At 69.9% G+C, this 14,315-nt stretch carries 9 protein-coding genes; 5 read left to right on the top strand and 4 right to left on the bottom strand.

Features of this window, described 5'->3' with window-relative positions; all coding sequences use genetic code 11:
* Window positions 1-28: 28 nt before the first annotated feature.
* The 4 genes from ABT001_RS29885 to ABT001_RS29870 are packed head-to-tail and all read right to left on the bottom strand — an operon-like array spanning window position 29 to window position 5,948.
* Window positions 29-2,266, bottom strand: coding sequence for a sialidase family protein (locus ABT001_RS29885; protein ID WP_351283856.1), 2,238 nt, complete (start codon window positions 2,264-2,266; stop codon window positions 29-31).
* 49 nt (window positions 2,267-2,315) lie between these two features.
* Window positions 2,316-3,239, bottom strand: coding sequence for a carbohydrate ABC transporter permease (locus ABT001_RS29880; protein ID WP_351283948.1), 924 nt, complete (start codon window positions 3,237-3,239; stop codon window positions 2,316-2,318).
* Between the two features lie 17 nt (window positions 3,240-3,256).
* Window positions 3,257-4,273 carry an ABC transporter permease gene (locus ABT001_RS29875; protein ID WP_351283853.1) on the bottom strand — a complete coding sequence of 339 codons (1,017 nt, stop codon included), beginning with the start codon at window positions 4,271-4,273 and terminating at the stop codon, window positions 3,257-3,259.
* A gap of 1 nt (window position 4,274) precedes the next feature.
* Window positions 4,275-5,948 carry an extracellular solute-binding protein gene (locus ABT001_RS29870; protein WP_351283850.1) on the bottom strand — a complete coding sequence of 558 codons (1,674 nt, stop codon included), beginning with the start codon at window positions 5,946-5,948 and terminating at the stop codon, window positions 4,275-4,277.
* Window positions 5,949-6,362: 414 nt separating this feature from the next.
* Here ABT001_RS29870 and ABT001_RS29865 point away from each other — a divergent pair, with 414 nt between their 5' ends.
* The 5 genes from ABT001_RS29865 (at window position 6,363) to ABT001_RS29845 (ending at window position 14,206) form a co-directional block, all read left to right on the top strand.
* Window positions 6,363-9,314, top strand: coding sequence for a glycoside hydrolase family 3 protein (locus ABT001_RS29865; protein WP_351283848.1), 2,952 nt, complete (start codon window positions 6,363-6,365; stop codon window positions 9,312-9,314).
* Complete coding sequence (yicI, locus tag ABT001_RS29860; protein WP_351283845.1) at window positions 9,311-11,578, top strand: alpha-xylosidase; 2,268 nt, start codon at window positions 9,311-9,313, stop codon at window positions 11,576-11,578. Before ABT001_RS29865 ends, yicI begins: the two co-directional genes overlap by 4 nt.
* A gap of 179 nt (window positions 11,579-11,757) precedes the next feature.
* Window positions 11,758-12,558, top strand: coding sequence for an ABC transporter substrate-binding protein (locus ABT001_RS29855; RefSeq protein WP_351283842.1), 801 nt, complete (start codon window positions 11,758-11,760; stop codon window positions 12,556-12,558).
* Between the two features lie 14 nt (window positions 12,559-12,572).
* Window positions 12,573-13,358, top strand: coding sequence for an amino acid ABC transporter permease (locus ABT001_RS29850; protein ID WP_277330879.1), 786 nt, complete (start codon window positions 12,573-12,575; stop codon window positions 13,356-13,358).
* Window positions 13,355-14,206: an amino acid ABC transporter ATP-binding protein gene (locus ABT001_RS29845; RefSeq protein ID WP_502967546.1), complete on the top strand. Its 852-nt coding sequence runs from the start codon at window positions 13,355-13,357 to the stop codon at window positions 14,204-14,206. Before ABT001_RS29850 ends, ABT001_RS29845 begins: the two co-directional genes overlap by 4 nt.
* Window positions 14,207-14,315 lie beyond the last annotated feature (109 nt).

Genomic DNA, 14,315 nt, shown 5'->3' with positions numbered 1-14,315 from the left:
TCTATACGGGGAGTCTCCGCGGGGAGCTCTACCGGGGGTCTGCGTACTGGATACCGCGGCCGTTGGTGCCCAGGTAGACACGGCCGTGGACGCGGGGGTCGCCGGTGATGACCTCACCGGTCCACCCCCACCGGTGGGAGTCGTCGTTGATCCGGACCCAGGTCGCCCCCGCGTCGTCCGAGCGCAGCACCGCCACACCGTCGTACGTCGCGGAGGCCCGCCCGGTCTGGAAGACCGCCGGGTATCCGGCCCGGCCCCTCCCCGGGGCGGCCCTGCCGAAGCCGAGGGCGTACGAGGCCTGGCAGCCGGCCACCGGGGTGAACGTCCGGCCGCCGTCCGTGGAGCGCAGCAGCCCGCCCTCCTTGGCGGACAGCCACAGGTCGCCGGAGCGCCCGGGGGCCGCCGCGATGCGGAACTGCACATCACCCGAGGGGAGCCCCTTCGCCCCCTCGGTGAAGGTCGCGCCCTTGTCGGTGGAGAGGAAGACCGCGCCCGTGTCCGTGTCGTAGACGTAGAAGCGTGCCGGGTCGAGCGGGTCGGCGACCGGGGTGCCGCCCTTGGGGAACGTGGCCACCTCGGCCCAGGTCGTCCCGCCGTCAGTGGAGCGGTGCGCGGCGTACTTGGTGCCGTCCCAGTGGACGAACGACCAGAGCAGCGTCGCCCCGTCGGCGGAGACCGCCACCGGGCCGGGAGCCGTGGCCGCGATCGGCGGCTGGGAGGCGAAGGGCCGCCAGCTCGCACCGCTGTCGTGGGAGTACGCCCCGGCCGAGCCGGACCCCGAGGGCCAGCCCGTCCGCACGACGTACGACGGCTTCAGCGTGGCCAGGGCCAGCCCGGTCGCCGTGCCGAAGACCGGGTTCGACGCCATGCCGCGCGACGGGGAGACGGTCAGGGAGTCGTGGCGCATGACCCCGATGTCCCCCAGGCCGCTGAGCAGCCGGGCCCCCGAGGGCGGCGCGATCAGCTGGCGCACCGACGTCTCCTCCAGCCCACGGATCTCGGGAGCCCAGTGGACCAGGTCCCGTGTCCCGTAGACCGTGGCGCCGGTGCCGTACACGATGTGCCGCGAATCGTACGGGTCGACGGCCACGGCCTGGATCCACCAGCCGAACTTGGGCTCCCCGCCCCACTTCAGGTACGGCGTCTCCGAGACGTCCAGCACCGCCGTGTCCTTGAGGGAGGTCCAGCTCGCCCCGCCGTCCGTGGAACGGAACAGGGTGTCCACGGGACCCCAGCGGTTGTTCGTGGAGACCACGACGGTGCCGGTGCGGGACGCGTCCACCGCCACTCCGCCGTACCCGAACGCGTCGCCGGCGCCCGGGGCCACCGGGGTCACGTCGGTCCAGGCCCCGGTCACCGTGTCGAGGCGGTGCACCGAGCCGTCCGTCTGGTTGTTCGGGCCCGGCCCGTCCGCGTAACTCACGTACAGCGCACGGCTGCCCGCGTCGTACGCCGCACGGACCGGCACCCTCGTCGACGCTCCGGCGGACGGCTGCCCGGGGACGGCCTCCCAGCCGCCGGAGGCGTCCCTGCGGTGGAGCGCGGCGCCGCCGTCCCCCCAGCCCGCGTACACCGTCCGGCCGGCCGCCACCAGCAGCGTGACACCCTGACCGTTCGCCGACGGTGTGGCCGGGAAGGAGGTGTCGACGGCCCAGGTGGCACCCCGGTCCGTGGAGCGCAGCAGCCCGTCGTGGCGCGTCCCGAGCCAGAGCGTCGCGCTGTCGCGCGGATCGACGAGGAGTCGCTCGCCGCAGCCCCGGCCGTCCTCGTTGGCTCCGAGGCGCACGGTGAGATCCGTACGCGCCCAGGTCGCGCCCCGGTCCTCGGACCGGAGCACCGCACCCGGGGAGGCGTACGCCTGTGTGTACGTCCCGAGCGCCAGGTACAGCCGGTCGGGGTGCGCAGGGTCGACGGCCATCGCCTCGACACCCATCAGGTTCCAGTCGTCCCACCCGATGTGGTCGATGAGCGCCGTCCACCGGGCCTTCCGGTCGTCCCACCGATAGGCGCCGCCGATGTCGGTGCGGGCGTAGGCGAGACCCCGCACGGCCGGGTGGAACAGGACACCCGTCACGAAGCCCGTGCCGCCGATCGCCGCGGTGCGCCAGCGATGGGGCTGGGTCCTCGCGGGCCGCGGGGAAGCCACGGCGGCCCCCGCCGGAGGCAGCGCGGACGCCGCCGCCGCGGCCACCGCCGCCCCGGCCAGGACGGTACGGCGCCGGGGGCGCGGGGCGGGTTCTGACTGCGGGACGGACGAGGCGCGCATGACGAAGACCCTCCGGTGGGGGAGTGACGGGGTGGATGCGGTGCGGGGTTCAGCCCTTGACGGCGCCGGTGAGCATGCCCTCCTTGAAGTGCTTCTGCACGAACGGCGACAGGACCGCCACCGGGATCAGCGCCAGCACCATGACCGCCATCTGGATGGCGAGCAGGGACAGCTGGCCCGTGTTGATGACCTGCGTCAGACCGGTGGGCCGCTCCTGCTTGAGGACCAACTGGTTCATCACGTTCTGCAGCGGCATCATGTCCGGGTCGCTGAGGTAGATCGACGCGTTGAACCAGGCGCTCCAGTAACCGACCGCGTAGAACAGCGTGATCACCGCGATGACCGCGCGGGACAGCGGCATGACGATCTGCCACAGGATGCGGAAGTCACCGGCCCCGTCGATGCGGGCGCTCTCGATGAGCTCCTGCGCGGTGCTCATGAAGAAGGCCCGCAGGACCAGGATGTTGAAGACGTTCAGGGCGCTCGGCAGGATCAGCGCCAGATAGGAGTCGGTCAGCCCGAGCCCCTGCACCACCAGGTAGGTGGGGATCAGGCCCGCGCCGAAGAACATCGTGGCGAGCATGAACAGCAGCAGCGGGCGGTGCAGCACGGAACCGGTCCGGGACAGGCCGTACGCGCACATGATCGAGACGGCCATGCTGAAGAGCGTCCCGACCACGGTCACACAGATGCTGATCACGGCCGCGCGGGTGACCTGGCCGCCGCCCAGGAGCTCCTGGTAGGCGACGAACGTGATGCCGCGTGGGATCACCACCAGTCCGCCGGCCTCGGTGATGGTCTTCACCGAGGACAGACTGGTGACGATCACGATCCAGAGCGGGAAGAGGACGGCCAGGCAGATCAGGACCAGGACCACACCCTTGGAGGTGAGGCCGGCCTTCGACGGCTCCTCCTCCCACACCGGCCGCAGCCGGCCACGCGTTCCCGGCTTCACACCGGCCAAGCCGGTCATACCGGAGAGCAGGCTGCTCACTTCTTGTACACCCCCTGCTCACCCATGAGATGGGCGACCTTGTTGGCCCCGAGGACCAGCAGCAGACCGAAGATTCCCTTGACGATCCCGACGGCCGCCGCGTAACTGAACCCGCCGTTGGTGATACCGACGTTCCAGACATAGGTGTCCAGCACCTCGGAGGCACCCGGGCCGACCGCCGTGCGCTGGAGCAGGATCTGCTCGAAACCGACGGTCAGTGCGTTGCCCACCTGGAGCACCAGCAGCAGGGCGACCACGGGGCGCAGGGCGGGCAGGGTGATGTGCCACATCCGGCGCCAGCGGTTCGCGCCGTCCATGGCGCTCGCCTCGTAGAGGTCCGGGCTGACGGCCGCCAGGGCGGCCAGGAAGACGATGACGCCCCAGCCGGCGTCCTTCCAGATCATCTCGAAGGTGATCAGGAACTTGAACAGACCGGGATCGGTCATCAGGTCGAAACCCTCGTGACCGTTCTCCCGCAGTGTCTGCGCGACGATCCCCGCGCCCCCGAACATCTGCTGGAACACGGTGACGACCAGGACCCAGGAGAAGAAGTGCGGCAGGTAGAGGATCGCCTGCGCCACCGCCCGTACCCGGGGCCGCACGAAGCTGTTGATGAACAGCGCGAGCAGGATCGGCACCGGGAAGAACAGCGTCAGCTGCAGCAGGAAGATCGCCAGCGTGTTCTTCAGCGCCGACCAGAACAGCCGGTCGTCCACCATCTGCTGGAACCACTCGAACCCGACCCACGGGCTCTGCGCGATCGCCTGGAACGCGTTGTCCGCGACGTACGGGTCGTAGTCCTGGAAGGCGACGACGTTGCCCGCCAGGGGGATGTACGCGAAGACCAGCAACAGCACCATCGCCGGCAGCGTCATCAGGATCATCGTGCGATCCCGGCGCAGCCGGTGCCGGAGCGGCATCTTGCTCGCGACCGGCGGTACGCCGGACGCCTCTGTCTTGACCGGCGGCGTCCGTGACTCCCGCGCGCGCCGGCCCTCTGTGCTCAGTGCCATGTCAGGAAGCCGACTCGCCGGTCTCGTCGAGCAGCTTCTTGTACCAGTCACGCAGCTTGTCGCCGCCCTGGGTCTTCCAGTCCGAGACCTGCTGCTGCATGTCGCCGACCTTCTTGCGGCCGCGCACGATGTCCTTCTCCAGGTCCTCGAACTGCGCGTTGAGCTCGGTGTACCGGGTGGGCTCCTGGATCTGCATCCCGTGGAACAGCGGCTTCCTCAGGTGCGCGCCCTGACGCTGCTGCCACTCGATGACCCCCTTGGCGACGTCCGGGTAGTCCGGGTAGGCGCGGTACGGCTTGGAGGTGGCGACGTACTCGTAGGTGGCGAAGACCTCGTTGTTGCCCTGCTCGTTCTTGACGAGGACGCCGTCCTTGAGCGTGTGGTGCGTGCCCTCGAGACCGTACGCCCGCAGACGCTGTTCCTTGCTCCCGTACGGGGCGGCGGTGAAGTTGGCCAGCGCGAGGAGGTCCTCGACGACCTTCTTGTCGGCCTTCTTGCTGACGAAGCACCAGATGTTCGAGGGAGAGGCCTCGTAGATCACGGGGTCACCGCCGTCGTGGGCGAAGAAGTCCATCGCTCCCATCCGGAAGTCCGGCTTGTCCAGCCGCTGCACGGCGGTCGCTGCGTACCAGTCGGAGATGTCCGCGTTGTACATGAGGACGTTGCCGGAGGAGAAGGTGGTGCGCATGTCGCCCGTCTCCGCCTTGGCGTCCGGGTGCACGAAACCGGCCGAGTACAGCGAGCGCGACCACTCCAGCGCCTCCAGGTACTCCTGGGTCTCGTAGCGGTTCACCAGCTTGCCGTCGACCAGCTGCCAGTAGTAGGGCTTCTCCGGCAGCACTCCGAAGAAGACGAAGGCCGACCACGTCATGTCGCTGCACGCCCACACCTTGCTCCTGGGCGCGTTGATCTCCTTGCAGAGGTCGTAGAACTCCTGCGTGGTGGTCGGTACCTCGTATCCCTTCTCCTCGAAGATGTCGGCACGGTAGAAGGGAGTGATGTTGGGCGTGGCCTCGGCGGGCATCGGGATCCCGCGGAGCTGCCCCGCGAAGATGCCGCGCTGCCAGGCGCCGGTGGGAATGGCCGCCAGGTTGGGGTACGCCTTGACCTTGTCGCCCGACAGATAGGGTCCGAGGTCGGCGAACTTGTTGGCGATGGCACTCGGGATCTTGCCGCCGAGTTCCCAGCCCGGGACGACGACGGCGTCCGGGATGGAGCTGGAGGCGAGCACGGCGCCGAGCTTCTGCCCGTAGACGTTGCCGTCCTGGTTCTGCCACTTGACCTTGACGCCGGCGGCCGTGTCCATCGCGGTCCAGTAGGCGTTGCCCTCACCGGGCGAAGTGCCCCAGAGCGGCGCCATGATGCTGATCTCGCTGCCCTTGCCCAGCTTCTTGGGCACCGACACCGCCAGCTTGTCGGCGGGGAGCGCCGTGGTGAAACCGTCGGCGGAGCCGTTCTTGCTGGGGATGTCAGGGGTGACGGCCTTCGAGGGCACGTAGGCCGGAAGGATGTCCTTCAGCTTCTGACCTGTGGTCGTGCCCTCGTTCTTCGAACCACCGGAACCGCCGCCGCAGGCGGCGAGGAGCGGCATCCCGCCGCCCACGGCTGCCGCGACAACCACGGAAGAGGCCAGGAATCGTCTCCGGCTGGGTGCGGAGGGGGAGTTCGGCGTCATTGCGTCAACCCTTCGTGGTGCAACAGGACGGCCCGCGGCGGCGACTGCCGCTCGGCCCTGTGTCTGAGGTAGGGGCGTTACCGGCCGAGCCGGTCGGTAACGGCACCGGCTGGGCTGAAGCGGTCAACGGGCTGCCTCGTCGAAGCGCTTCGATGTTGCAGCGAGATTAAGTGAAGGGTTACGGCCGCACAAGAGTTCGTTTCGATATTCCTCCGACCTGTTTCCGAACCGTTTCCCGCCATGGCAAGGGTTCGATGTGTCCGGAAGGGTCTCTTTGAGCCTGCCGCACCCTTGACACCCAGCGGGTTGGCCGCAGAGCATCGAAGCGCTTCGAAAGATCTTCTCCCCGCGTCGACGGCCCCTTCGCTGCCCGACGCCCCTGAAAACCTCCCACCTCTCCAAGGGGACCCGCACGTGACGGACCATCCGCTTCCCTTCCGCGACCCGCAGCTGTCCTTCTCCCGGCGCACCGACGATCTGCTCGGACGGCTCACGCTCGACGAGCGGATCGCGATGCTGCACCAGTTCGCCCCGGCGGTGGAGCGGCTGGGCCTCGGCCCGTTCCGGACCGGACAGGAGGCCCTGCACGGGGTCGCCTGGATGGGGCCCGCCACTGTCTTTCCGCAGGCCGTCGGTCTCGGCGCCACCTGGAACGACGACCTGGTCCGCCGCATCGGTGAGGCCGTCGGCAACGAGGTGCGCGCCAAGCGCGCCCAGGACGACCGTGTCGGGCTCAACGTCTGGGCGCCGACCGTGAACCTGCTGCGCCACCCGCTGTGGGGCCGCGGCGAGGAGGGGTATTCCGAGGACCCCGCCCTGACCTCCGCCATCGCCGTCGCCTACACCCGCGGACTGCGTGGCGACGACCCCCACTACTGGCGCACCGCCCCCGTACTCAAGCACTGGCTCGCGCACAACAACGAGACCGACCGCGACACCGCCTCCTCCTCGGTGCGCCCGCGGGTGCTGCACGAGTACGACCTGAGGGCCTTCCGGGACGCCGTGCGGGCCGGAGCGGTGGCCGGGGTCATGCCCGCCTACAACCTGGTCAACGGACGCCCGAACCACGTCTCCCCGCTCCTGGGGCAGCACCTGCGGAGCTGGACCGACCAGCCGCTCGTCGTCTGCTCGGACGCGGGCGCACCCTCCAACCTGGTCGACTCCGAGCACTACTTCGACACCCACGAGGAAGCCACCGCCGCCTCCCTGAAGGCCGGTGTCGACAGCTTCACCGACCACGGCACGGACTCCACGGTCATGACCGGCCGCATCCGCGACGCGCTCGCCCAGGGGCTCATCGACGAGAGCGACATCGACACGGCGGTCCGCCGGCTGCTCGCGATGCGCTTCGCGCTCGGCGAGTTCGATCCGGAGCTCGACCCGTACGCGAAGGTCGACGCCCTGGACACCGAGGAGCACCGGGCGCTCGCTCTGGAAGCCGCGGAACAGGCAGCCGTCCTGCTGAAGAACGACGGGCTGCTGCCGCTGCGGCCGGAGCCGGGCCGGACCGTCGCGGTGGTCGGGCTCCTCGCGGACGCCTGCAAGCTGGACTGGTACAGCGGCACGCTCATGCACCGCTCGACCCCGCTCGACGGCATCCGCGAGCGGTACGGGGCCGAGAACGTCCTCTTCGCGGAAGGCGTGGACCGGATCCGGCTGAAGTGCTCCGACGGCTGGCTCCGGGTACCCGCCGCCGACGGGAGGACGGACGCCGAGGCGCGGGGTGCGGAAGGCGCCCTGGACCCGGCCCTCCTCGCCGGCCGTACCGACCTGCCCCCGCTGACCTGCGGCGAGGAGGCCACCGAACTGGCCCTCGTCGACTGGGGCGACGGCGTCCTCACCCTGCGCACGGACGAAGGGCTGTACCTGTCGGTCGCCGACGACGGATACGTCAGGGCGTCCGCGGACGAGCCGGGCGGCTGGGTCGTCCAGGAGACGTTCCGCCTCGAAGCGGTGGAGGGGCACGACGGCGGGCACCGCCTTCTGCACATCGGGACGGGTGGATACGTCTCGGTCGCCGCCGACGGCGCGAAGGTTGCCGAATCCGGCGAAAAGATTTCCCGGGACGCCGCCACGGTCTTCGAACGCGAGACCGTCGAGCACGGCGCCGACGCCGTGGCCCGGGTCGCCGCGGCCGCCGACACCGTGATCGTCGTCGCGGGCAACGACCCCCACATCAACGGCCGCGAGACCGAGGACCGCACGACCCTCGCCCTCCCCGTTCAGCAGGACCGCCTGTGGCGCGCCGCGCACGCCGCCAACCCGCGCACGGTCCTCGTCCTGGCCTCCGCCTACCCGTACGCCGTCAACGACGCGGCGGACGCGCTGCCTGCCCTGCTCTGGACGGCGCACGGCGGCCAGGCCGCGGGCACGGCGCTCGCCCGGGTCCTCGCCGGCGACGTGTCCCCGGCCGGCAGGCTCCCGCAGACCTGGTACGCGAGCGACAGCGATCTGCCCGGCCTGTTCGACTATGACATCATCGGCTCCCGGCAGACGTACCTCTACTTCCAGGGCACTCCGCTCTTCCCGTTCGGCCACGGTCTCGGTTACGCGGACTTCACCTACTCCGGCCTCCGGGCGGAGGTGGACGGTGACCGGCTCCGGGTATCACTGACCGTCACCAACGTCGGTGGACGCGCGGCCGACGAGGTGGCCCAGGTCTACGTGCGGGCGGCGGATCCCTCGCGGGAGGGCCCGCCCGCCCACAAGGGGCTGGGGCGCGCTCTGGGACGCCTGACGGGACGGGGTGGGCCAGTAGAGCTGCCCCTGCGCAAGCTGGCCGCCCACCGGCGGGTGCACCTCGCGCCGGACGCGTCGGAGCGCGTCGAATTCGACGTACCCGTCGAGGAGTTGGGTCACTGGAGCGTGGCACACGGCCGGTGGGTCGTCGAGTCCGGCACGTACGAGGTCCTCGCGGGCGCGTCGAGCGCCGACATCCGTCTCACCGCCCCGGTGACCGTCGAAGGCGAGACATGGAGCCCTCGCCCGGTGGTGTCACGAGGGCTTGAGGCCGCCGACTACGACTGGCAGCGGGGCACGGAGATCGTCGACCGCGCGAAGACCGACGGAGACGCCGTCACGCCCGCCTCCGCCGACGGGGAGGGGCGCCTCGTCTACGGGGTGTGCGACTTCGGCGAGGGAGTGGCCGGACTGTCGTTCCTGGTCTCGGGGGCGGGGACCGTCTCCGTGAGCGGAGGCGGGCTCGGCACGGTGATCCAGTTCCCGGACACCGGCGGCCCGTACGACTACCGGGCCGTCGAGATCGAGGCCGACCTCCGCGGCGTGGTGCCCGAGCTGTGCATCGACCTCACCGGGACCGTGCGTCTCGCCCGCATCGACGTCATCCACGGCAAGGAGTCCGCATGAGGTTCACCGACGGCTTCTGGCTGATGCGTGAGGGCGTCCGCGCCTCGTACGCCACCGAGATCCGTGACCTCCGGGTCGACACCGACCGGTTCACCGCGTACGCCGCGGTCAAGCGGGTCGCCGCACGAGGCGACACGCTCAACACTCCGCTCATCACCGTCGAATGCTTCTCCCCCGCGGAGGGCATCATCGGCGTACGCGCCACCCATCACGCGGGCAAGGCCCGGCGCGGGCCGGACTTCGAGCTCCTCACTGACGACACCACGGCGCCCGCGGCCCGCACCCGCCGAGACGGTTCCGTCACCGAACTCACCAGCGGACCCCTGACGTTGCGGATGGACGGCGACGGCCCCTGGGGCCTCACCTTCCTCGACGCCGACGGCCGGCGCCTCACCGGGGTGGACCCCAAGGGCACGGCGTTCGCGACCACGCCCGACGGCGCCCACCACATGATCGCCCAACTCGCCCTGGACGTCGGTGAGAACGTCTACGGCCTCGGCGAACGCTTCACCCCCTACGTCAAGAACGGCCAGACCGTCGACATCTGGCAGGCGGACGGGGGCACCAGCAGCGAACTGGCCTACAAGAACATCCCGTTCTACCTCTCCTCGCGCGGCTACGGCGTCTTCGTCAACCACCCCGGCAAGGTCTCCTTCGAGGTCGGCTCGGAGTCGGTCGGGCAGGTGCAGTTCAGCGTCGAGGACCAGTCGATCGAGTACTACGTCGTCGCCGGGCCGACCCCGAAGGACGTACTGTCCCGCTACACCGCCCTGACCGGCCGCCCCGCGCTGCCGCCGGCCTGGTCGTTCGGCCTCTGGCTCACCACGTCCTTCTGCACGTCCTACGACGAGGAGACCGTCACCTCCTTCGTCGACGGGATGGCCGAGCGCGGCATCCCGCTGAGCGTCTTCCACTTCGACTGCTTCTGGATGCGCGAGTACCAGTGGTCGGACTTCCTCTGGGACCCCGAGGTCTTCCCCGACCCCGAGGGGATGCTGGCCCGCCTCAAGGAGCGCGGACTGCGCATCAGCATGTGGATCAACCCCTACATCGCCCAGAAGTCCGCCCTGTTCGCGGAGGGCGCCGAACACGGCTACCTGGTGCGGCGGCCCAACGGTGACATCTGGCAGTGGGACCTCTGGCAGCCGGGCATGGCCCTGGTGGACTTCACCAACCCGGCCGCCCGCGCCTGGTACGACGACAAGCTGCGCCTTCTGCTCGACCAGGGCGTCGACTGCTTCAAGACGGACTTCGGCGAGCGCATCCCCACGGACGTCGTCTGGCACGACGGCTCCGACCCCGAGCGGATGCACAACTACTACGCGCAGATCTACAACCGCACCGTCTTCGAACTCCTGGAGAGGGAGCGCGGCGCGGGTGAGGCGGTGCTCTTCGCCCGGTCCGCCACGGCCGGCGGACAGCAGTTCCCGGTGCACTGGGGCGGCGACTGCTTCGCCTCCTTCACCGCCATGGCGGAGTCCCTGCGAGGCGGTCTCTCGCTGAGCCTGTCCGGCTTCGGATTCTGGAGCCACGACATCGGCGGCTTCGAGGGAACGCCCGACCCGGCGGTCTTCAAACGCTGGCTGGCCTTCGGCCTGCTCTCCTCGCACAGCCGCCTCCACGGCAACGTCTCCTACCGCGTGCCGTGGGAGTTCGGTGAGGAAGCCGTGGACGTGGCACGGCAGTTCACCCTCCTCAAGCACCGGCTCATGCCCTACCTCTACGGGGTGGCCGCCGAGGCGCACCGCACGGGCATCCCGATGATGCGGCCCATGCTGGCGGAGTTCCCCGGCGATCCCGCTTCCCGCACCCTGGACCGGCAGTACATGCTCGGCCCGGACCTGCTGGTCGCCCCGGTCTTCACCGAGGACGGCGCGGTCGAGTACTACGTCCCCGAGGGCACCTGGACCTCGCTGCTCACCGGCGAGCGCGTCACCGGCCCCGCCTGGCGGCACGAGACGCACGGCTTCGACAGCCTGCCCCTGCTGGTCAGGGACGGCGCCGTGCTGCCGTGGGGCGCCGACGACCAGCGCCCGGACGGCGACTGGCTGGACGGCCTGACCCTGCGCGTCTTCGGGGCGGGCCCGGACGAGCGCACGGTCACCGTCCCGGACCTGACCGGCAGCCCGGCCGCGACGTTCCGCGTCGTACGCGACGACTCGGGTACGCGCGTCACGGCGGAGGGCACGGACCGCCCCTACCGCGTGGTCGTCGAGGAGTCCGGATCGGCGGGGGAGGGGACCGGAACCGTGTCCCCCGCCTGACCGCCCGAGCGCGGCGAGGCAGCTCCGCAGAGGTCCGGCGCGAAGGCGCCGGGCCTCTGCGGCACCGTCAGGTCACGGGAACACGGGCCCCACAGGCGAGATCCGGCGCATCCGATGGCAAGATCAATGCAACTCACTGACGAAGTGGGGCCGTTGACCGGACAAACTCTGGAGACGTCGTGTCCGCTCGTTCCGCACTGCCTGTCATATTCACCGCCACCCTCACCGCGGTCGCCGTACTCACGGGCTGCACCAGCACCAAGCCCTCCGCGTCCGGCGGAACAGAACTGGAGCTGGTGACCCCGGGCAAGCTCACCACCTGCACACACCTGCCGTACGAACCCTTCCAGGTGCGCAAGGGCGACGCCGTCGTCGGCTTCGACGTGGACCTCGTCGATCTGGTCGCCAAGAAGCTCGATGTCACCCAGGAGATCGTGGACACGCCCTTCGAGGGCATCCAGACCGGCGAGGACCTCAACGCCCGCAAGTGCGATCTGGCCGCGGCGGGTATGACGATCACGCCGGTGCGCGCGAAGAACCTGGACTTCTCCGTCGGCTACTTCGACGCCACACAGGCCCTGATCGCCAAGAAGGGTTCCTCCCTCACCTCGCTGGCGAGCCTCAAGGGGAAGAAGCTCGGGGTCCAGCAGGGCACCACGGGAGAGACGTACGCACAGAAGAACGCCGAGGGCGTGACGACCGTGCAGTTCGAGGACCTGGCGCTGCTGCTCACCGCCGTGAAGACCGGACAGGTCGACGCCGCCGTGAACGACAACGGCGTGCTCTTCGAGTACGTACGGAAGAACCCGGACACCCAGGTCACCGCCGAGTTCGACACGGGGGAGGAGTACGGCATCGGGGTGCGCACCGGAAACGACGCCCTGCGCAAGGAGATCGACGCGGTGCTCGCCGACGCCAAATCCGACGGCAGTTACGACCGGATCTACAAGAAGTGGTTCCCCGCCGCTCCCAAGAAGTGAGGAAACCGCTACCGATGTCCCTATCCCGCAGACAACGGACCCGCGCCGTCCGGGGCGCTCAGTACGCGGTCCTCGCCGCCGTACTGCTCGTCGTCGCCCTGGCCGCCGACTGGGGTGAGATCCGACGGGCGTTCTTCGACGTCGAGGTCGCCAAGGCACAGTTCCCCGACATCATCACCACGGCCCTGCTCAACACCGTGGTCTACACCCTGCTCGGCTTCGGTTTCGGACTGGCCGCGGGGCTGCTGCTCGCACTGATGAGACTGTCGCGCGTCCCGCCGTACCGCTGGCTGGCCGTGGCGTACATCGAGTTCTTCCGCGGCGTTCCCGCGCTGCTGGTCTTCATCGCCCTCGGCTTCGGCGTACCGCTCGCCTTCCAGGTGGCGCTCAACCAGTACGTGACCGTCATGCTGGCACTCGGCCTCGTCGGCGCCGCCTACATGGCGGAGACGATACGGGCGGGGATCCAGGCGGTCCCGAAGGGGCAGATGGAGGCGGCGCGTTCGCTGGGCATGTCGCAGACCCGGGCCATGGTGTCCATCATCATCCCGCAGGCCCTGCGCATCGTCCTCCCGCCGCTCACCAACGAGCTGATCCTGCTGACCAAGGACTCGTCCCTGGTGTACCTGCTGGGCCTGTCGCTCTCCCAGTACGAACTGGCCAAGTTCGGCCGGGACGCCCTCAACCAGAACCGCAGCCTGACGCCGATCCTCATCGCCGGTCTGTGCTATCTGATCATCACTCTGCCGCTCGGCCACCTGGTCCGGCGGCTCGAAGCGCGTACGGCGAAGGCGAGGTGACCGCGGTGAAGGAGGTCTCGACGGCAGACGGCGCGGCGGCGGGGGGAGGTCCGGCGATCGACGTGCGGGGCCTGCGGAAGTCGTTCGGCACGCTGGAGGTGCTCGCGGGCATCGACTTCTCCGTGGCCCGGGGCGAGGTGGTGTGCGTCATCGGCCCGTCCGGTTCGGGCAAGTCCACGCTGCTTCGGTGCGTGAACCTGCTGGAGGAGCCCACGTCGGGGACGGTCATGGTGGGCGGCGCCGAAGTCACCGACCCGGACGTGGACATCGACAAGGTGCGCCGGCGGATCGGCATGGTCTTCCAGTCGTTCAACCTGTTCCCGCACCTCACCGCGCTGGAGAACCTGACGCTCCCCCAGCGACGCGTACTGGGGCGCGACAAGGCGGAGGCGGCGCGGATCGCACGCGAACGGCTGGCCCGGGTGGGCCTGACCGACAAGGAATCCGCCTACCCGGCACAGTTGTCCGGCGGCCAGCAGCAGCGGGTGGCCATCGCCCGGGCTCTGGCCATGGACCCGGAACTGATGCTCTTCGACGAGCCCACCTCCGCGCTCGACCCGGAGCTGGTGGGAGACGTCCTGGCCGTGATGCGCTCCCTGGCCGACGAAGGGATGACGATGCTCGTCGTCACCCATGAGATGAGCTTCGCCCGGGAGGTCGCGGACCGCGTGGTCTTCATGGACGGAGGGGTCATCGTGGAGGAGGGGACCCCGGAGCAGGTGATCGGCGCGCCCGGTCATGCCCGCACCCGGTCCTTCCTCGCACGTCTGCTGACCCCGGCCACCGCGGACCTGGCGGAGGCCGCCGGGCCCGCCGACGCGGCGGAGAAGGGGCCGGACCCGGTGTAAGGGCTGTCCCGCAATTCCCGGCGGGCGCCCGACGACAGCTACGGCACCTCGCCGCGTTGTCGGAACATCCCCATACATCCAGTATGCGGACGTCCCTCCGCCTTGCGAT

The sequence above is a fragment of the Streptomyces sp. NPDC002793 genome (assembly GCF_040295485.1).
Lineage (GTDB): Bacteria > Actinomycetota > Actinomycetes > Streptomycetales > Streptomycetaceae > Streptomyces.
The sequence above is the reverse complement of the archived record's forward strand: the minus strand, read 5'-3'. Positions and strand labels throughout refer to the sequence as shown.

Coding starts and splice junctions, on each gene's coding strand:
- ABT001_RS29885 (WP_351283856.1), bottom strand. CDS start 2,266: ATGCGCGCCTCGTCCGTCCCGCAGTCAGAACCCGCCCCGCGCCCCCGG.
- ABT001_RS29880 (WP_351283948.1), bottom strand. CDS start 3,239: ATGACCGGCTTGGCCGGTGTGAAGCCGGGAACGCGTGGCCGGCTGCGG.
- ABT001_RS29875 (WP_351283853.1), bottom strand. CDS start 4,273: ATGGCACTGAGCACAGAGGGCCGGCGCGCGCGGGAGTCACGGACGCCG.
- ABT001_RS29870 (WP_351283850.1), bottom strand. CDS start 5,948: ATGACGCCGAACTCCCCCTCCGCACCCAGCCGGAGACGATTCCTGGCC.
- yicI (WP_351283845.1), top strand. CDS start 9,311: ATGAGGTTCACCGACGGCTTCTGGCTGATGCGTGAGGGCGTCCGCGCC.
- ABT001_RS29850 (WP_277330879.1), top strand. CDS start 12,573: ATGTCCCTATCCCGCAGACAACGGACCCGCGCCGTCCGGGGCGCTCAG.